Raw genomic sequence first — 19,478 nt, forward strand, 5'->3', positions numbered from 1 at the left:
TCGGGCCGCCCCGGTACGCCCAGTATCGGGGCGGCCCTCCGCCTTGCGATCGCACGCACCAGACGCCGCCCGGCCCGCCCTACGGGCGGACGACGCTCCTTTCGAAACACGCCCTAGGTGTACTGACCCGTGAGGTTGGGGACGCGGCTGACGGGTGGCTGGCCCTTGAGCGCGGTGTGTCCGCGGTGGTGATCGTAGGTGTGTAGCCAGGCCGGGTAGGCGGCACGTCTGTCGGCCTCGGTCCGGTAGGGCCGCGCGTAGGCCCATTCGTCCAGGAGGGTGCGATTGAACCTCTCGACCTTCCCGTTGGTCTGGGGCCGGTAGGGGCGAGTCCGCTTGTGTGAAATGCCCTGAGCGGTGAGGGAGTTGCGCCACAGGTGACTCTTGTAGCAGGAGCCGTTGTCGGTCAGGACGCGTTCGACGGTGATCCCGGCCTGGGTGAAGAAGGCGTGGGCCCGCTGCCAGAAGGCGACGGCGGTCTCTTTCTTCTCGTCGGCGAGGATCTCGCTGTAGGCGAGGCGGGAGTGGTCGTCGACGGCGTTGTGGAGGTAGCTGTAGCCGGCGCCGGAGCGGGTTTTGCGGCCCGCCTGGCGCCCGAGGGTTTTGTGTCCGCCGCCGTCGGGGATGTTGCCGAGCTTTTTGATGTCGACGTGTACGAGTTCGCCGGGCCGGTTGCGTTCGTAGCGGCGTATGACGCGGCCGGTGGCACGGTCCAGGTGGGTCAGGCGGGCCAGGTGGTAGCGGGTCAGGACCCGGTGGACGGTGGCCGGGTTCAGGCCCAGGAGGTAGGCGATGCGGGCCGGTCCCCAGCGGCGCAGGACGCGGACCTTGATGATCCTGCGCTCGGTGCGGGTCGGGGTCCGGCGCGGGCTGTGGTGCGGGCGGCTGGAGCGGTCACTCATGCCCGCCTCGCCCAGCTCGCGGTAGCGGTCGGCCCACCGCTTGGCCGTGGTCGGGGAGACCTGGAAGCGTTCGGCGGCCGAGCGCAGGGGCCAGCCGTCCTCGACCACGCAGCGGGCCAGACGCAGCCGTCCGGTCTCGGTCAGGGGTGCATTACGGTGGGGCACGAGGGCCTTTCTGGTCGCCGGTGCAGATGTCGCAATCCACACCAGGCCAGAAGGCCCTCACCCATTTCAAGACCAATCAGCCGTGAACCCTGTCACCAACCTCCGTGGACAGAACACCTAGGCCCCAAGGCGCGTGCGCTCGCCACCGCCCAGCTCGCCGCGGGAGTACCGCTCGTCACCCGGGGGATCGGGCGCCGCAGCGGAGGGTGGGCGTTCGCGGGAGCGCTGCTGATCGTGTACGGGGCACTCGGTCTTGCGTACGACCGGATCCGGGCCGACGGTCGCTGATCCGGGACGAGGGGGCTGATCCGGGCCGACGGGGCCCGGCGGACGCCCCTGGGCGTCGCCCTATTCCTCGTCCTCGTCGTCCAGCCGGGCCAGCCAGGTGGCGAGGCGCTCGACGGGCACCTCGAAATCGGGATTGAGGTCGACGAACGTACGCAGCTGCTCGGCGAGCCACTCGAAAGTGACCTCCTCCTCGCCGCGCCGCTTCTCCAGCTCCTCGATGCCACGGTCGGTGAAGTACATGGCCGCAAGTTTAATGCCTGGTGGCAGCCCCCAGGGGGCTGGGAGCGCGGGCGCCGGGACCCTCGGCGGGGGGCGACGGAAGCCGGCCGGGAAACATCCGAGAACCGGCGCGCCCGGCCCCGGCGTCCTGACGGATGTGCATCGCATCGATCGCGTACTGCCGTTAACCTGCCGGGAGTTCGGGGAACGGGGGTGTCATGAGTGACAGCGGGGCCCGTATTGCACGCATTGAGATGCCGGACGGCACACCGGTCTGGGCCCGCATCTCAGGGGCCGAGGAACTTGAGCGACCGCCGGCCGGGAACGGGCTGTCCTACACGGACACCGGCTTCTCGGACTTCGCCGACCAGGTGCAGGCCCGGGTGGAGAGCCTGCAAGGGGTGGTGACCAGCGTCGCACGGTCGCTCGCCGAGCCGCTGCGGGCCGTGCGGCCGGACGAGGTCAGCGTCGAATTCGGCATCGAGCTCACCGCCAAGGCCGGCAAGGTGGTCGGACTCCTCGCGGACGGGGAGGCCAAGGGCGCCATCAAGGTCACGCTCACCTGGAGCGGTGGCGGCCCGCCCGTCGATCCGCCGATCACGCCGCAGGTGCCCGCACAGGCCGGCGCGCCACCCATGCCGTCCGCCCCGCCCGCACCCGCCGCCCCGCCCGCACCACCGGTGCCGCCGGGCCCGGCACCCGCGGGGCCCGCGCAGCCGGGGTCCGTGCGGCCCGGCCCCGCGTCCCCGCCGTCGCACGCCCCCGCATCCTCGGACGATGCGTCCGCCGGAGCATCCCCCGGCGCACCGGCGCACCCCGGCGGTGCCGCGACCGCCGACGGCGGCGGGTCATGACGGAGGAGACCGCCGGGGGCGCAGAAAGGGGCCCGGGGCTGGAGGAGGCTGCGCTCATGGACCTCGTGCGGGATGCCACCGTACGCATCCATCGCCGGGGGGACGGGTATGCCACTGACGGACCCGGCCCGGGCTTCCTCGGGAGTGGCTTTTTCATCGCCCCGAGCTGGGTCCTCACGTGCGCACATGTCGCCATGCAGGGGGAGGGGCGCGAGGTGAACGTGCTGTTCAGGGCCGACCCCTACGACGCCGGGCTGACCGAGGTCCCCGGCGTGGTGCTCGCCGCGCTGCCCGAGAACCGGCCGGCCGGCGCCCAGGGCTGGCCCGCGCCCGACCTCGCGCTCATTCAGCTGCGGCGGCCCGTCGAACACCCCTGTGTGTACGTCACCGAGCGCTCGGAGGCCATGCTCCGCGGCCGCAAGGTCCGCGTCGTTGGCTGGGCGCCCGCCCCGGGCGGCGGACTGACGACGCTCAGCGGCGACTGCGAGGTGAAGGGCACCTTCGGTGGCTGGGCCGATGCCGACCAGCAGATCCGGCTTGCCGAGGACTGGCTGGCGCCCGGGATGTCCGGCGGGCCCGTCGTGGACGTCACCCGCGGCGAGGTCGTCGGCGTGATCAAATCGCGGCTCGACGGCCACCAGGGCGGCACCGCCATCGGAATCGAGCGGCTCCGCTCCCTCACCGTGCCCGCCGGACCCGTGGAGACCGAGACGGACGACACGTACCAGGCTGTCTTCCACGCCCACGACCGCTACCACGCCGACCGGCACAACAGCCCCGCGTCCACCGAGCGGACCTGGGCCGATGTGCAGAGCGAGCTCCCCGGCCCGCCCGGCCGGGTGCTCAGCCCCAAGCGGCGGATCGATCTCCTGGGCAGGCTCGCCGAGTTCCCGCCGCCGGTCAGCACCCGCAATCTGCTGCGGCTGCTCGACGGCCTGCCGAACGTCCATGCGCGCGATCTGCGACCGGCGCCGCGCGGCTGGCGGGACGGACTCGGCGCGCTGTATGACGCCCGCGTCCGCGACCGCGACGCCGCACTCGAACTGATCCTGCGCTACTGCATGGGCGTCCTCGCCGCCGACCGCCCGTACGACGTGCCGTCCACCCGGGCCGCCACGAAGTCCCTGTGGGAATGGGTGAAACGGATCGCCGACGAGGACCTGTCCCGCGACTTCCGGCAGGAACTCGTGCTGCACTGGCGCGCCGTCCGGCAGAGCCGGGACCAGGAACACCAGCGGGCCCCCGAGCCGAGGGGTGAGCCGACCCGGTACGGCGAACGCGCCGTCGTCCTGCTGGAACTGGAACCGAGGGGATGGGAACGGGACCGTTACGACTGGCGGATCGGCGTCGCCCGCCGCACCGGGGAGGTCCTGCCCGTCGCCGAGGACAGCCAGGGCACGGGGCTCGGCGCGCTCCCGGACCGGCTGGCCGCCCCGCTCGCCGAGGCGTTCCGGCGGTGCGACGAACCCGACAGCCCCGCCATGCTCCAGGTCGCGATCCCACCGGCGCTGCTCGGCCTGGACGTCGACCACTGGAAGGTGACCCCCGACGGGCTGCCGCTCGGAGCCGTGCGCCCGGTCGTCGTCCGCCGCTCGGCGCGGGAGCAGCCGCCGGACGACGACGTGGAAAGAGTGCGCAGGGCCCGCTGGAACGGCACCCGGAACTCCTCGGTGCAGGGCGAAGTCGTCGACTGCGAGGACGGAATGGGGGTGCGCGTACCGGAGGTGGCGAGGCTGCACTCCCTGGCGTACGAGACCGTGCCGGTCCTCTGCCGGTACGGCGGCCGGCCGGACCCCGAGACCACGGCCGGGCTGGTGCGGATCCTCGACGGCGGCTTCGGGGTGGCCCTGTGGCGGCGGACGGGGGAACCGGACGGGGTCTGCTCCGAATTCCATCGGCGCGCCCTCAACACCGTCGCGGAGACCCGCACCGCCGACCGGTTGCCGCAGCGGATCCACGAGCTGAGAAGGGACGTGAAGGCGGAACGTGCCGATGCCTTCTGGTCCTACGGCGTCGTGCTGTTCTATGACGATCCGCACCATATGCCCCCCGGTTCCGATCAGCTCCTGGAGGCGCCGTAAACAGCGCCGCCGGCCTCTTACCGGGGAGTTCACGGATCGATACCGTGAGGTGCGTTCGACGGCTGCTGCCCCTCACACCGGACCTGGCGGACGAGTGACGACGAGGAACACGCTATGAGTGAACCCAGCGAGTGGCTCATCTACCGAGGGGCCGGTGAACCGCACGACGGCATCGATCAGCTGCCGTCCCCGCCGCCCTGGCGGGACTTCGCGGCCCGCGAGGGCCCGGACCTCGGCGACGACGGTACCGGGAGCGACCGGACGGACGGGTCCGCCACCCGGCGTCTCGGCGGCCACCGGCACATCGCCGAACTCCACCGGCCCGGCGCCGAGGAACTCGAAATGATCAACGCGGCGCTGTATCTGCGGCGCCCGCTGCTGGTCACCGGCAGTCCCGGCGCCGGAAAGAGCACCCTGGCTCACTCCGTCGCCCATGAACTCAGGCTCGGCCGGGTCCTGCGCTGGCCCATCGTCAGCCGGTCCACGCTCCTCGACGGCCTCTACCACTACGACGCGATCGCCAGGCTGCAGGACGTCCAGATCGCCGCGCACGGCGCAGCGGCCGGGGCGGCCGGCTCCGGCGCGGCGGAGAACGTCGGCAGCTACATCCGGCTCGGCCCGCTCGGCACCGCGCTGCTGCCCTCCGACCGGCCCCGCGTGCTGCTCATCGACGAACTCGACAAGAGCGACATCGACCTGCCGAACGACCTCCTCAACGTGCTGGAGGAGGGCGAGTTCGGCATTCCGGAACTGGAGCGGATCGCCGACCGGCTGCCGGGCGGGGAGGCCGAGGTGCTGACCGACGACGGCACCAAGGTGACGGTCAAGGGCGGTCGTGTGCAGTGCGGGGCGTTCCCGTTCGTCGTGCTCACCAGCAACGGCGAGCGCGACTTCCCGGCCCCGCTGATGCGGCGCTGCATCCACCTGGAGCTGGGCCGCCCAGACCACCAGCGGCTCGCCACCTTCGTCCGCGCCCACCTCGGCGACGAGGCGGCGCGCTCCGGAGACGATCTCATCGCCCATTTCCTGGAGCGGTCGCGCAGCGAACTTCTCGCCACCGACCAGCTGTTGAATGCCATCTACCTCACCGACGCTGCCGCCCCCGCCGGCCGGGACCGGCTCGCCGACCTGCTCATCCAGCGACTCGACAGGCCGAGGTGATGCGCTGATGCCCGACGCCGCGGCACGCCACGGCCCGGACGGAGCAGGGGGAGGGCGTCCTGCGGAACCGGAGCCGTACGACGGAGGCCTGCTGCCCGCACTCGTCGCCCGGCTGCGCGAGGCCGGGCTCGACCCCGACGCCGAACAGCTCTGCGACGCCCTGTGGCTCGCCCAATGGACGCGTCGCGCCGACACGCCGGAAGGAGCCGAGGAGCAGGGCGGCCCCGCCGTGCCGTTCTCACGCACCGAGCTGTCCGACGCGGGACCGGCCGCGCCGTCCGCCCGCACCATGGCCGGGCGCGCTCACGGCACGGGCGCCGCACCGGACGACGACGAGCCCGCGGAGCAGGGGGATCCCGCGGCCGCCGACCGCCGGATAGCTCTGTATCCGGTACCTCCCGCGGACTCCATCCCGCACCGCGACGGGCAGCGCGAGGGAGACGGGCCGCACGGCCATGGGAGCCGCGGCGCCGCCACCCTCACCCTCGGCGTGCCCGCTGCCCCCGCCCTGCCCGCACCTCTTGAAATCCAGCGAGCCCTACGCCCCTTGCAGCGCTATCGCCCTGCCGCGCCACCCCTGCGCCGCACCCTGGACGAGACGGCCACCGCCGAACTGAGCGCCCGCGCAGGAGGGTTGATCATCCCGGTGTTCCGCGGGGTGTCCCGCGCCGACGCGCTGCTGCAGTTCGTCATGGACGCCTCCTCGTCGATGCGCGTCTGGGGCCGGATGTTCAACGAACTCCAGCAGATCTTCGGCCAGTTGGGTGCCTTTCGGGATGTCCAGGTGCGCTATCTGCACCGTGGCCCCGACGGTTCCTGCGCGGTCAGTCGCAGTCCCGACCCGGCCGCCGCCCCGTTGAACTCCGCGGACCGGCTCAGCGATCCGACCGGCCGCCGCGTCACCGTCCTGGTCAGCGACTGCGCCGGACCGCTCTGGCACAGCGGGCGCGCCCACCGGCTGCTCCACCAGCTGGCCCGGCAGGCCCCCACCGCCGTACTGCAGCCGCTGCCGCAGCGGATGTGGAACCGCACCCGGCTGCCGGTGACCTTCGGTGCGCTCTCCCGCGGCGAAGGGCTCTCCGGTGCCGCGGTCCTGAAGGTCACCGAGGAGGCGGGCGGGGCACCCACCGCGCGTCCCGGCGCCCTTGCCGTGCCCGTACTCCCGCCCGTGGCGGGCGCGCTCGCCGCCTGGGCGCGACTGCTCTCCGGCACCGGCGCCGACCGGATCTCCGGGGCGGTCGGCTGGGTCAGGGCCGACCAGCCCGCCGCGCCCGCACCACGCCCCGGCGACCGGTTGTCCTCGCTCCAGCTGGTCAGCCGCTTCCGCTCGGCGGCCTCGCCGGTCGCCGGGCAGCTCGCGGTCTATCTCGCCGCGGCGCCGCTCTATCTGCCGGTGATGCAGCTGGTGCAGCGGACGATGCTGCCCGACTCCGGCCCCTCCGAACTCGCCGAGGTGCTGCTCAGCGGACTGGTCTCGCGGAGCAAGGGCGACGGTGCGGGTGACGGGCAGTGGTACGAGTTCGCGCCCGGCGTCCAGGAGGCGCTGCTCGGACCGCTGGGACGGGACGAGGCGCTGCTCGTGCTCAAGCACTGCTCGGAGTACATAGAACAGCGGTTCGGCAAGGCCGGTCCGAACTTCCCCGCGCTGGCGTTCGCCCAGCTCGGAGACGGCCGGCGCGCCTCCTCGTACGCCACCGACCTCGGCCGCCACGCGCAGGGCGGCGGCTTCGGGGAGAACGACGAGGGTGACGAGAACGGGGAGAGCGACAGAGGCGGCGGGTCGCGCGTTCCCCATCCCTTCGCCGAGGTCGCGGCGCGCGTACTGGAGCGCTTCATGCCCCTGCCCGAGCAGTTCGCGCTCTACGGCGACCGGGGCGGCCGCGACGCCCCCGGCCGGACGACACATACGGCGGTGGAGAGCGCCCGCGCACTCCTGCGCCAGTTCGACTCGGACAGCATGGTGCAGTACCTGATCGACGCCGTGCAGCTGCTCCGGGGCGCGACCGAGCGCGAGCGGTACCCGGGCGCCGACCCCGAACTGTGGGCCGAGTACGCGCGCTGCGTGCTGCGGCTGTGGGAGGTCCAGGGCGGCGACGACCTCCTGCGCGAGGCCGAGAACGCGGCGGAACGGGCCGCCGCGCATCCCGGGGCGGTACGCGAACGGGCGGTGCTGGCCAAGGTGCTGCACGCCGCGGCCGACGACCGGCGCAGGCGCGGTGACCGGCGCACGGCGCTGAGCCTCCTGCGCCGCGCCGACGCCGAGTACACGGTTGCCTGCGCGGCGCCCGGCCTCGACCCGGACGAGGCGCTGCGGCTCACTCTGGAGCGGGTACGCGCCCTGGAGGCGCAGTGGCGCCTCGGCGGTGACAGCGCCCTGCTGCAGGCCGCGGCCGGAATGCTGGAGGCGTTCGCCGACGTCTGGCCCGACCAGGAGAACCGTCCGGCCACGCTGCCACTGGCGCACGGCCGGGCGCTGCTCAAACTGGCCGGGGCGACCGTCGACACCGAGCAGGCCCGGGTGTACGCGGGGCAGGCGGCCCGCTCGCTGCGCACCGCGTTCGGGGCCGGCGGCGGCCGGCACACCCTGGGCACCGAGGTACGGATCCTGCTGGACCTGGTGGACGCCCTGCTGGCCTCCGGCGGCGAACCGGACGAGGCGGCGACCCTGATCGACCAGGCGCTGGTGACCGTCAGGGAACAGCGTCAGCGCGCCGCGCTCCAGACCAGGGCGGGCCGGGTCCGGGTCGCCCGCTACGAACAGCTGGACGCACCGGACGAACTCGTGGCGGCCGCCGAATGGTTCGCCCGCGCCTCCCGCGGCGTCCCGCGCGACTCCCGGGCCCATGCGGATCTGCTCGCCGAATGGGGCGGGACCCTGTTGCGGCGTGCCGAACTGCCGGACGGACGCGAATACATCGGCGCGGCGGTGCGGGTGCTGCGCGACTGCCGTACGGAGACGCCGTCCGGCAGCGCGCGCCAGGCCGAGCGGCTGCTGACGCTCGGCCGGGCCCTGATGCTGCGGCACCGGGCCACCGAGGACCGGGTCGATCTGCGGGAGGCCGAGCACCTCTTCGGTCTCGCCGCGCAGGAGGCCCGCGATCCGCTGACCGCGGCGCGCTGCTGGCTGGCACTGGGCCGGTCCCATCTCGATGCCTCACGGGTGCTGCAGCGGCCGACCAGGCTCGACGACGCGGCCGAGGCGTTCCGGGACGCGGCCGAGTCCGCCCGCACAGCGGAAGCGGAGCTGGAGAGTCCACAACAGTGTCAAGAGGCAGTGGAGTTGGGTGCTATGGCCAACCACTGGCGGGGTATGACGTATGAGAAGGCGGGGCGTCCCCGGGCCGCGCGCGAGGCCTACCGGGCGGCCGGCCTCGAATGGCGCAAACTGCCGAACGGCGGCGGCGCGGCGGGCGAGTCGACCGCCGAGCGGCTGGCCGAGCTGGAGCGCTGAGCGCACGACGGCGTGCGCTCGGCGGGCGGACGGGGTGCGTCGGGCTGCCTGAACCGGGGCGCCCGGTGCGGGAGGTCCGGTCCTGGGCGTCCGGTCCGGGCACGGGGTGCGAGGCAGCGGTACGTACGTGGGAAAGAACGCGAGCCCGACGGTGGGCGCTCAACGGCGAGCGCGCGACGGCGAGCCCGCTGCAACGGTAACGGGAACGGGAGGCGTGATGGGCGAGTCGCGTGAGGTGTACGAGCCGAGCCGATCGGCAGCCGACGGCGGGCCGGGCAGTGAACTGCCGGAACTGCCGGATCTGCTGGAGCTCGACCTGGAAACCCTGCGGACGCTGGACCATCCGGTCCTCGCGGCCGTGGTCGCGGATCTGCAGGGCCGGGCGAACCAGCCGCGGGAGATGCTGTGGGGATTCACCAGCGCGCTGTGAACGACCGCTGAGCCATCCGGATCGGCCACGAATTGCTTCCGGAGCCGACCCGACCCGCACGGTTTCGGCCCCGGACTCCGCCGAACAGGACGTCGCGGCCCGACCGGGTTTGCCCTCCCGGGGGCCAGGCATACTCGCTTCGGGCCGCCACCGAGGGCCGTCGACGCGGCCATACGCAGGAGTCGTCCCAAGGGTCCGTGCAACAGGGGGTGCCAGGTTGTCCCGACAGGCGACCCCTCGCGTGCCGTGGCACACCGGCCCTGTAAGCCGCCCCCCCGTCCCTTTCGGACAGTTCATCGTCAAGGTGCACGGCCGCTGCAATCTGGCCTGCCGCTACTGCTATCTGTACGAGGGCCCCGACCGGTCCTGGCGCGACCGCCCGTCCGCCGCCCCGCACGCAGTCCTGGAGCGCACCGCCTCGCGCATCGCCGAACATGCAGCGGCTCACCGGCTGCGGGAGCTCGCCGTCGTGCTGCACGGCGGCGAACCCTTGCTCGCGGGTGCCGACCTGCTGGCCGCCTTCGCCGACCGGGTACGAGACCGGGCTCCGGCCGACTGCACCGTACGCGTCACTGTCCAGACCAACGCCACTCTGCTCAGCGACGCGCGCATCGCCACATTGGCCCGCCACCGCATCAGCGTCGGTATCAGCCTGGACGGCGGTCTGCCCGCCCACAACACCCTGCGCACCGACCATGCGGGACGCCCCTCCTGGCCGGCGGCCTCGCGCGGCGCCCGGCTGCTCGCCGACCGGCATCCCGAGGCGTACGCGGGCATCCTCACCGTCGTCGACCCGCGGACCGACCCGGTCGAGATGTACGAGTCGCTGCTCGCCCTGCGCCCACCGGTCCTGGATCTGCTGCTGCCGCACGGCAATTGGACAGCCCCGCCGCCCGGCCTGCCCGCCACGCACCCGGCACACTCCGCGCACCCCGGCGGAATCGGTCGTCCCACCCCCTACGGCGACTGGCTGTGCACCGTCTTCGACCGCTGGTGGCCTGCCGGGCGACGGGAGACCAAGGTCCGGCTTTTCGAGGAGTGCCTCGCCCTCCTGCTCGGCCTACCCGCCGCGACCGAATCGCTCGGACTCGACCCGGTCAACGCCATCGTGGTCGAGACCGACGGCGCGATCGAGCAGATCGACTCCCTCAAGTCCGCCTACGACGGAGCCACGGCCACCGGACTCGACGTCTTCCGCCACACCTTCGACGCCGCTCTGCGGCACCCCGGCGTCGCCGTCCGCCAGGCCGGCGCCGATGCACTCGCCGCCGTCTGCCGCTCGTGCCCGCTGCTCACCGTCTGCGGCGGCGGCCACTACGCCCACCGCTACCGCGCAGGACACGGCTTCGCCAACCCCTCCGTCTACTGCGCCGACCTCGACCGGCTGGTCCGCCATGTGGCGGCCCGGCTGGCCGAAGCGACTGCAGGAGACCCCCCATGAGTCCCGCCCTCCCTCCTCGCGCGCTGCGCGAACTCGGCCGCACCGAAGGCGATGCCGAGGCCCTGGAACTGCTCGTCCGTGACCAGGACACCCGCCGCCTCGTCCTGCTGCGTGCACTGCTCGACGCTGCGGCGGCCGCCTCCGTGACCGTCTGCCCGCCGGACCTGCTCGACCGGCTCCACGAGGACTGGGCGCTGCTGGCGGCGGTCGAACGTACCGACCGCGCCGCCGCACGCTCCGTGCTGCTCTATCCGCTCGTGGGCCCCTGGGCCGAGCGCTGCCTGAATGCTCTCACCGCCGGCGTACCGCTCTCGGAACTCCGGACCGATCTCGGCCACTTGGGGGCGCTGGCCGCCGCGGCCGCAATCCGCGCCGGGCTGGCCTTCTCGACCCGGCTCACCGCACGCGGCGCGGTGCTGCATCTGCCGCTGCTCGGCGCTGCCCACCTGGGCCCGGGCTCGGTCGATCTCCGTGCGGACGGCGAGGAGGTGAGGCTCCGCCAGGGGCGTTCGGATGACGTCTTCGTGCGGGTGGACTCCGGTGTCGCGAGCTCCTTGGACCCGCGCTGGCTGCCCGTGCCCGCGCTGCACGCCTTACTGCCGGGCGGCAGCCCCGTACCGCTGGACGATCTCGACCCGTACCGCGCCGCGGGCGGCGGTCTCGAGCGCCATGGGCTGAGTGACACGACCCGTCTCGACGACGACGGCCGCAAGACGTGGGCCGTTTCCTGGTCGGGCGTGGAGCCCGTGCTCCGGATCGGCGGCGACCACCGGTCGGCCGAGGCGGCCGCGCTGCTGCGCTGCCTGGTGCCACTTGCCCCGCCACCCGGGTCCGCCTCCGGCGAGGGCGCGGCGCACTGCAGTGGCACCCGGCGCGAGGCGTTCGGGGCCGTCCTCAGCAGCAGGCCGACAGACGCCATCCACTTCGCCTCGACCCTCGTGCATGAGCTCCAGCACACCAAACTGGCCGCGCTCAGCGCCCTCGTACCCCTGCACCACGAGGACCCCGTACCCCGGCACTTCGCACCCTGGCGCCCCGACCCGCGGCCCTTCGACGGGCTGCTCCAAGGGGCCTATTCGCACATCGCGCTCGCCGACTACTGGCAGCGGTTCGCGCTCGGCGCGGAACGTGCCACGTTCAGCCAGCGGGATCTGGCGTGGTCCGAGCACGCCCGCCGCCGTGAGCAGGTCGGCGCCGTTCTGCCCGTTCTCGCCGGATCCGGTGCCCTGACTCCCGAAGGCCGCGTGATCGTCAACGAAATGATCACTCTTTACCACCGTCTGGCGGATTGGCCGCCCCCAATGGGGCACGTGGCTCGCGCGAGGGCGTACGTGGCCACGGCCAGGGTGATATGGCAGCAGAGGAACCATTCGCAACGAGCGTGACAGGGGGGCCGCGGATCAAGCGGCAACAGACTTCAGAAGTGAGGTCCGACCCGGTCAGCGATGTATTTTAATAGGGCTTATATCGATGCAGGGAGACGGTTGAATGCCCGTAGCGCGTAAGCAAGTTGGAGGAACGGGGGCGTCCACCGTCACCATCAGTTTCGCCGGGTTCAACCGGGCCTGGGCGGCCTGGATCGGGGACCGTCTCGAGCGGCGTGGCGTGCGGGTCGTGTTCCAGCGCTGGGACCCCCCGGTCAAGACGCCGCTGGAGGAATCGCTGCAGGACCTGATGCTCGCTCCCGGCCGCATTCTCGTCATTCTCAGCGACTGGTACTTCCAACTGGGCCCCCGCAGTCACAGCGAGTGGAACACGGCCCTGCGAGAGGTGGTCGCCCCCGACGCCGAGCGCTTCGCAGCCGTCTCCATCTCTGCCGCCGCCATGCCCGGCGCCACCTCGGTCTTCGCTGCGGCCGACCTGACCAACGTCGGTGCGGAAGAGGCCGAGCGGCGCATGCTCGCCCGCCTCGACCTGACCGCCGACCCGGTGTCGCAGTCCGTCGAAGCGAAGCCCGGCCCCCGCTTCCCGGCCGACACCCCCGAGGTGTGGGGCGGAGTACCGCGCCGCAACACCCGGTTCACCGGCCGTGAGGGGCTGCTCACCGACGCCTACCACGCACTGCAGGAGGCAGGCCCCGGCGCGGGTGTCGTGACGCTGCACGGCATGTCCGGCGTCGGCAAGACACAGCTGGCCGCGGAGTACGTCTACCGGTTCGGCTCCGAGTACGACGTCGTGTGGTGGGTGCCCGCCGACCGCCGCGCCCTCTACCGGCAGAAACTGGCCGAACTGGCCCCGGAACTGGGCCTGTCCACCGGCGCCGAGTACGGCGAACGGCTCCGCGCGGTCAGGGACTCGCTGCGCCGTGGCGAACCGTACTCCCACTGGCTCCTCGTGCTCGACGGAGCCGACGATCCCGAACAGATCTGGGACCTGGTGCCGACCGGTCCGGGACATGTTCTGATCACTTCACGCAACCCGGAGTGGGGCGAGCACAACAGCAACCTGGTCGAGGTGCCGATCTACAGCCGGGACGAATCGGTTGCCTTCATCCGCCGCCGGGCCCCACGGCTGACGCACGCCGAGGCCGCTCAGCTGGCCGAGGCGCTGGAGGACCTCCCGCTGCTGCTCGACCAGACAGCGGGCTGGCTCAACGACTCCGACATGTCGATCGAGGAGTACATCGACCTGCTCCAGGGCGGCATCGACCAGGACGTCGTCAAGGTCTCCAAGGACTTCCCGATCGCCTTCCAGACTGCCTGGTCAATACTGCTGAACAAGCTCAAGGAGACCGTTCCCGAGTCCATCGACCTGCTGCGGCTGTGCAGCTTCTTCGCGCCGGGCTCCATTCCCGTGAGGCTGTTGAAGGAGATGCCGCCCGGTGAGCTGCCGGAACAGCTCACCGGCCTGATGAACGACCCGCTGCTCTGGAACAGGGCGATCGGCCAGCTGCGGCAGTACTCCGTGGTCCGGCTGGAGTCCCACGAGTCGGTGGGCGAGGAGGCCTCGTCCTCGGGGGAGTCGCTCTATCTGCACCGCATGGTCCACCAGATCGTGGGCAAGGACATGCCGGAGCGGGACCGCGAAGAATTCATCGACGTCGTCCGCCGGGCTCTCGCAGCCGCCGATCCCGGACGGCCCATCGACGCCACGCAATGGCCCGCGTACGCCGAGATCACCCCTCACCTGAAGTGGGCCGGCGTCCTGGAGAGCACCGATCCCGCGGTGCAGACCCTGGTCCTCAACTGCCTGCGCTACATGTACTTCTCGGGCGAGTACAGGGCGGGCATCAAGCTCGGCGGCCGCGCCATGAGGGCGTGGCGCGAACTGCTGGGCGAGACCCACCCCAGGCTCTGGGACCTCAGCTACAACTACGCCAACCTGATGCGGGCCGTCGGCGACTACGCGGGCACCGAGGCCATGGAGCGGGCCGTGGTCGACTATCTGCGCACCGAGCGAGGGGGACAGGACCTCGAACATCTGCGCGCAGCCAGTGGTCTCGCTGCGGACCTGCGGGGTCTCGGCCGCTACGAGGAAGCGCTGGAGATGTCCGGCTCGATCCTCGAGACCTACCGCGAGCTGCTCGGGGACCAGGACTCCCGCACCGTCAACGCCCAGAACAACCTGGCCATTTCGCTGCGGCTGCTCGGCCGGTACGAAGAGTCACGGGAGCTCAACCGGCGCACTCTGGAGGCACGGCGGCAGCTGTTGCGAGCCCGGCACGGCTGGACCCTCCTCTCCGAGATCAACTACGCCACGGATCTCCGGCTGCTCGGCCGCTACAGCGAGGCCGAATCGCTCCAGGCGCAGAGCGCCAGGGTGCACCGCATCGTTCTCGGCGACGACAACCCCCAGACGCTGCTCGCCGAGCACAACCTCGCGCTCTGCCGCTATCGCAACGGCGAACGCGGCAAGGCCGCACCGGCGTTCACCCGGGTCCTCGAGCGCGGCGAGCGGGTACTGGGTGAGGACGACCCGCTGACCTTGATGTTCGCGGCCAGCCAGAGTTTCTTCGCGCGCGAGCACGCCGACGTCGACCAGGCCAGGACCATAAGCGAATACGTCGTCGACGGATACACCACGATGCTCGGCGAGGACCACCCGTACGTGGCCGGCACCCGCGCCAACCATGCCTTGATCCTGCGCAATGTCGGCGAACGGGACCACGCCCACCTGCTCACCGAAGAGGCACTCGACCGGATGACGCGTGCCGTGGGCGAGAACCACCCGTGGACGCTGGGCTGCGCGATCAACGCGTCGGCACTGCGCAACCTGGTCGGCGACCCGGAATCAGCCGCCGCGCTGACCGACTCCTGCGTCGCACGGGCCATCGAGACCCTCGGCCGGACCCATCCGCTCACGCTCTCCGCCCGGATCGCCCACGCGGCGGACCTGCGCGGCATGCGGGAGAGGCAACGGGCCGAGAAGATCGAGAGCGAGGCGTTGGGAGACCTCGTGACGACCTTGGGCGCACAGCACGTCCACACGGTTTCGGCGCGGTCCCGCAACCGCCCGTTCTGGGACTTCGAGCCGCAGATCATCTGATCCGGTCACCGAAGCAACGGCGACATGCCGGAGGGCCCGGTCCCGCGATCGCTCGCGGGGCCGGGCCCTCCGTACGTACAGCTGCCGGTCAGGCCTCGAAGACCTCGGCGACCAGCTGTGCCTGCTCGGCCTGGTGGCGCTTGGCCGAGCCGACCGCCGGGGAGGAGCTGTGCGGACGCGAGATGCGACGCAGGCGCTCACCGTGCGGGACGTCGGCGCCGACGGCCAGGTCCAGGTGGTCGATCAGGTTCAGGGCGATGAACGGCCAGGCACCCTGGTTGGCCGGCTCCTCCTGGGCCCAGAGGTACTTCTCGGCGTTCGGGTACTTGGCGATCTCGGCCTGCAGCTCGGCACCCGGCAGCGGGTACAGACGCTCCAGCCGGATGATGGCCGTGTCCTTGACGCCGCGCTTCTCGCGCTCGGCATCCAGGTCGTAGTAGACCTTGCCGGCGCAGAAGACGACCTTGCGGACTGCATTCGGGTCGACCGAGTCGTCGCCGATCACCGGGCGGAAGCCGCCGGTGGTGAACTCCTCCGCCTTGGACGCCGCCGCCTTGAGGCGGAGCATCGACTTCGGGGTGAAGACGACCAGCGGCTTGTGGTGCGGGTTGTGCACCTGCCACCGCAGGAGGTGGAAGTAGTTCGACGGGAGCGTCGGCATGGCGACCGTCATGTTGTTCTGCGCGCACAGCTGGAGGAAGCGCTCCGGGCGGGCGGACGAGTGGTCCGGGCCCTGGCCCTCGTAGCCGTGCGGCAGGAGCAGCGTGACGCCCGAGGTCTGGCCCCACTTCTGCTCGGCCGAGGAGATGAACTCGTCGACGACGGTCTGCGCGCCGTTGACGAAGTCACCGAACTGGGCCTCCCAGACGACCAGCGACTCCGGGCGGGCCAGCGAGTAGCCGTACTCGAAGCCCATCGCCGCGTACTCGCTGAGCAGCGAGTCGTAGACGTTGTAGCGGGCCTGGTCGTCGGAGAGGTAGAGCAGCGGGGTGTAGTCCTCGCCGGTCACCTGGTCGACGAGGACCGCGTGGCGCTGGCCGAAGGTGCCGCGGCGGGTGTCCTGGCCGGCGAGCCGGACCGGGGTGCCCTCCATCAGCAGCGAACCGATGGCCAGGGTCTCGCCCATGCCCCAGTCGATCGTGCCGTTCTCCACCGAGGCGGCACGGCGCTGCATCTGCGGCATCAGGCGCGGGTGGACCGTGATCCGCTCCGGAATGTTGACCTGGGACTCGGCGATCCGCTTCACGACCTCCGCGGAGACCGCGGTGGTGACGGCGACCGGGAACTCGGGCTTCGCTTCCGGGACAAGGGTCTGGGCCGGGTGCGAGGTGGCTTCGCGGACCTCCGCGAAGACCTTCTCCAGCTGGCCCTGGAAGTCCTGGAGCGCCTGCTCGGCCTCTTCCAGCGTGATGTCGCCGCGACCGATGAGGGACTCGGTGTAGAGCTTGCGCACCGAGCGCTTCTTGTCGATCAGGGTGTACATCTGCGGGTTGGTGAACTCCGGGTTGTCGCCCTCGTTGTGACCGCGGCGGCGGTAGCAGATGAGGTCGATGACGACGTCCTTGTTGAACGCCTGCCGGAACTCGAAGGCCAGCCGGGCCACCCGGACGACGGCCTCGGGGTCGTCACCGTTGACGTGGATGATCGGAGCCTCGATCATGCGCGCCACGTCGGTGGCGTACATCGAGGAGCGGGAGGACTCCGGGGCGGCGGTGAAGCCGACCTGGTTGTTGATCACCACGTGCACGGTGCCGCCGGTGCGGTAGCCGCGCAGCTGCGACATGTTGAGCGTCTCGGCGACGACGCCCTGGCCCGCGAAGGCCGCGTCGCCGTGGAGCGCGACGGGCAGGACCGTGAAGTCCGTGCCGCCCTTGTTGATGATGTCCTGCTTGGCGCGGGCGATGCCCTCGAGGACCGGGTCGACCGCCTCCAGGTGCGAGGGGTTGGCGGCCAGCGAGACCTTGATCTGTTCGCCGTCCAGGCCGGTGAAGGTGCCTTCGGCGCCCAGGTGGTACTTGACGTCGCCGGAGCCGTGCATCGACCGCGGGTCGAGGTTGCCCTCGAACTCCCGGAAGATCTGCGCGTACGACTTGCCGACGATGTTCGCCAGGACGTTCAGACGGCCGCGGTGGGCCATGCCGATGACGACCTCGTCGAGGCGGGCCTCGGCGGCGGAGTCGATGACCGCGTCGAGCAGCGGGATGACGGACTCGCCGCCCTCCAGCGAGAACCGCTTCTGGCCGACGTACTTGGTCTGCAGGAACGTCTCGAACGCCTCGGCGGCGTTGAGGCGGCGCAGGATCCGCAGCTGCTCCTCGCGCTCCGGCTTGGGGCGCGGACGCTCCACCCGGTCCTGGAGCCACTTGCGCTGCTTCGGGTCCTGGATGTGCATGAACTCGATGCCGGTGGTGCGGCAGTACGACTCACGCAGCACACCGAGGATGTCGCGGAGCTTCATCAGCGTCTTGCCGGCGAAACCGCCGACCGCGAAGTCCCGCTCCAGGTCCCACAGGGTGAGGCCGTGCTCGGTGATGTCCAGGTCGGGGTGCTTGCGCTGGCGGTACTCCAGCGGGTCGGTGTCGGCCATGACGTGGCCGCGGACCCGGTAGGAGTGGATCAGCTCGAAGACCCGCGCGGCCTTGGTGACATCGTCGTCGTGCGAGGCGTCGATGTCCTTGAGCCAGCGGACCGGCTCGTAGGGGATGCGCAGCGCCTTGAAGATCTCGTCGTAGAACTCGTTCTCGCCGAGCAGGAGCTGGGACACGATCCGCAGGAACTCGCCGGAGGCGGCGCCCTGGATGACGCGGTGGTCGTACGTCGAGGTCAGGGTCATGACCTTCGAGATGCCCAGCTTGTTCAGCGTGTCCTGGGAGGTGCCCTGGAACTCCGCCGGGTAGTCCATCGCGCCGACACCCATGATGAGGCCCTGCCCGGGCATCAGGCGGGGCACCGAGTGGACGGTGCCGATGCCGCCGGGGTTGGTCAGCGAGGCGGTGACTCCGGTGAAGTCGTCCATGCCGAGCTTGCCGATGCGGGCGCGGCGGACGATGTCCTCGTACGCCTGCCAGAACTCGAAGAAGTTGAGCGTCTCGGCCTTCTTGATGGCCGCGACGACCAGCTGGCGGTCGCCGCTCGGCTTCACCAGGTCGATGGCCAGACCGAGGTTGACGTGCTCCGGCTTGACCAGGGTCGGCTTGCCGTCCTTCTCCGCGAAGGAGTAGTTCATCGACGGCATGGCCTTGAGGGCCTGCACCATCGCGTACCCGATGAGGTGGGTGAAGGAGATCTTCCCGCCGCGGGCGCGCTTGAGGTGGTTGTTGATGACGATGCGGTTGTCGAAGAGCAGCTTCACCGGAACGGCGCGGACGGACGTGGCCGTCGGCAGTTCCAGGGAGGCGTTCATGTTCTTCGCCACGGCGGCGGACGGGCCGCGCAGCGTCACGTACTCGGGGCCCTCGGCGACAGTGGCCGGGGCCGCCTTGGCGGGCGCGGCGGCCTTCGCTGCCGGAGCGGCGGGCGCGGCCGGAGCGGCGGGCGCGGCCGGGGCCACCGGGGCAGCGGCCGGAGCGGCAGCCGCGGGCTTCGCCGGGGCGGCGGCCGGGGCCTGCGCCGGCGCGGTGGCGGCCGGGGGCACCACAGCCCCCGCGGCTGCGGCGCCGGGAACGGGCTTGTCCGCCGTGCCGGACGTACCCGGCTTGTAGTCGGCGAAGAAGTCCCACCAGGCGCGATCGACCGAATTGGGATCCTGGAGGTACTGCTGGTAGATCTCGTCGACAAGCCACTCATTGGGGCCGAAAGCCGCAGCCGGGCTCGTGCCCGGGCTGGCTTGGTCGGTCGAGATGCTTGAGTTACTGGGGGACTGAGACGACACGGCGGCAACCGCCCTCTTCCGCTTCACAAGGTGATGGACAGCGGAAATCAAGGCTACGCCTCCCTGACCGTTCCATGCAGGCCGGGCCGGTCTTCGTCGTGCAAGTCACATCAAAGAGCGGGTTTCGATG

The 19,478-nt window shown here is 71.5% G+C and carries 11 protein-coding genes; 8 read left to right on the forward strand and 3 right to left on the reverse strand.

The genetic code is table 11. From position 1 onward, the window contains the following. Nucleotides 1-113: 113 nt before the first annotated feature. Both AB0N06_RS28210 and AB0N06_RS28215 read right to left on the reverse strand, forming a co-directional pair. Nucleotides 114-1,067 carry an IS481 family transposase gene (locus AB0N06_RS28210; protein ID WP_366137495.1) on the reverse strand — a complete coding sequence of 318 codons (954 nt, stop codon included), beginning with the start codon at nucleotides 1,065-1,067 and terminating at the stop codon, nucleotides 114-116. Nucleotides 1,068-1,415: 348 nt separating this feature from the next. Beyond that, complete coding sequence (locus tag AB0N06_RS28215) at nucleotides 1,416-1,595, reverse strand: DUF6104 family protein (RefSeq protein ID WP_023586593.1); 180 nt, start codon at nucleotides 1,593-1,595, stop codon at nucleotides 1,416-1,418. Between the two features lie 197 nt (nucleotides 1,596-1,792). Between AB0N06_RS28215 and AB0N06_RS28220 the strand changes: the two genes are divergently transcribed. The 8 genes from AB0N06_RS28220 to fxsT all read left to right on the forward strand — a co-directional run bounded on the left by AB0N06_RS28220 (nucleotide 1,793) and on the right by fxsT (nucleotide 15,477). Further along, nucleotides 1,793-2,428 (forward strand): CU044_2847 family protein, encoded by a 636-nt coding sequence (locus AB0N06_RS28220; protein WP_366137496.1) that lies wholly within the window; start codon nucleotides 1,793-1,795, stop codon nucleotides 2,426-2,428. Nucleotides 2,429-2,484: 56 nt separating this feature from the next. Further along, nucleotides 2,485-4,509, forward strand: coding sequence for a trypsin-like peptidase domain-containing protein (locus AB0N06_RS28225; protein WP_366137497.1), 2,025 nt, complete (start codon nucleotides 2,485-2,487; stop codon nucleotides 4,507-4,509). Nucleotides 4,510-4,623: 114 nt separating this feature from the next. Continuing rightward, a complete protein-coding gene (locus AB0N06_RS28230; RefSeq protein ID WP_366137498.1) occupies nucleotides 4,624-5,670 on the forward strand; it encodes a MoxR family ATPase in 1,047 nt (348 codons plus the stop codon). Nucleotides 5,671-5,677: 7 nt separating this feature from the next. Beyond that, entirely contained in the window at nucleotides 5,678-9,121 is a 3,444-nt protein-coding gene (locus AB0N06_RS28235; RefSeq protein WP_366137499.1) for an SAV_2336 N-terminal domain-related protein, read from the forward strand. 217 nt (nucleotides 9,122-9,338) lie between these two features. Next, nucleotides 9,339-9,551, forward strand: a complete 213-nt coding sequence (gene fxsA / locus AB0N06_RS28240; RefSeq protein WP_366137500.1) for an FxSxx-COOH cyclophane-containing RiPP peptide — start codon at nucleotides 9,339-9,341, stop codon at nucleotides 9,549-9,551. 241 nt (nucleotides 9,552-9,792) lie between these two features. Continuing rightward, nucleotides 9,793-10,992, forward strand: a complete 1,200-nt coding sequence (locus tag AB0N06_RS28245; protein ID WP_366137501.1) for an FxsB family cyclophane-forming radical SAM/SPASM peptide maturase — start codon at nucleotides 9,793-9,795, stop codon at nucleotides 10,990-10,992. Next, a complete protein-coding gene (locus AB0N06_RS28250; protein ID WP_366137502.1) occupies nucleotides 10,989-12,377 on the forward strand; it encodes an HEXXH motif-containing putative peptide modification protein in 1,389 nt (462 codons plus the stop codon). The genes AB0N06_RS28245 and AB0N06_RS28250 overlap by 4 nt, the downstream gene beginning before the upstream one ends. A gap of 103 nt (nucleotides 12,378-12,480) precedes the next feature. Then, on the forward strand, nucleotides 12,481-15,477 hold the full coding sequence (fxsT, locus tag AB0N06_RS28255) for an FxSxx-COOH system tetratricopeptide repeat protein (protein ID WP_366137503.1): 2,997 nt from the start codon (nucleotides 12,481-12,483) through the stop codon (nucleotides 15,475-15,477). Between the two features lie 88 nt (nucleotides 15,478-15,565). On the opposite strand, the gene AB0N06_RS28260 is transcribed toward fxsT, so the two are convergent. Continuing rightward, a complete protein-coding gene (locus tag AB0N06_RS28260; RefSeq protein WP_366137505.1) occupies nucleotides 15,566-19,348 on the reverse strand; it encodes a multifunctional oxoglutarate decarboxylase/oxoglutarate dehydrogenase thiamine pyrophosphate-binding subunit/dihydrolipoyllysine-residue succinyltransferase subunit in 3,783 nt (1,260 codons plus the stop codon). Between the last annotated feature and the right edge of the window lie 130 nt (nucleotides 19,349-19,478).

The sequence above is a fragment of the Streptomyces sp. NPDC051020 genome (genome assembly GCF_040683105.1).
In the GTDB taxonomy this organism is placed as follows: Bacteria; Actinomycetota; Actinomycetes; order Streptomycetales; family Streptomycetaceae; genus Streptomyces.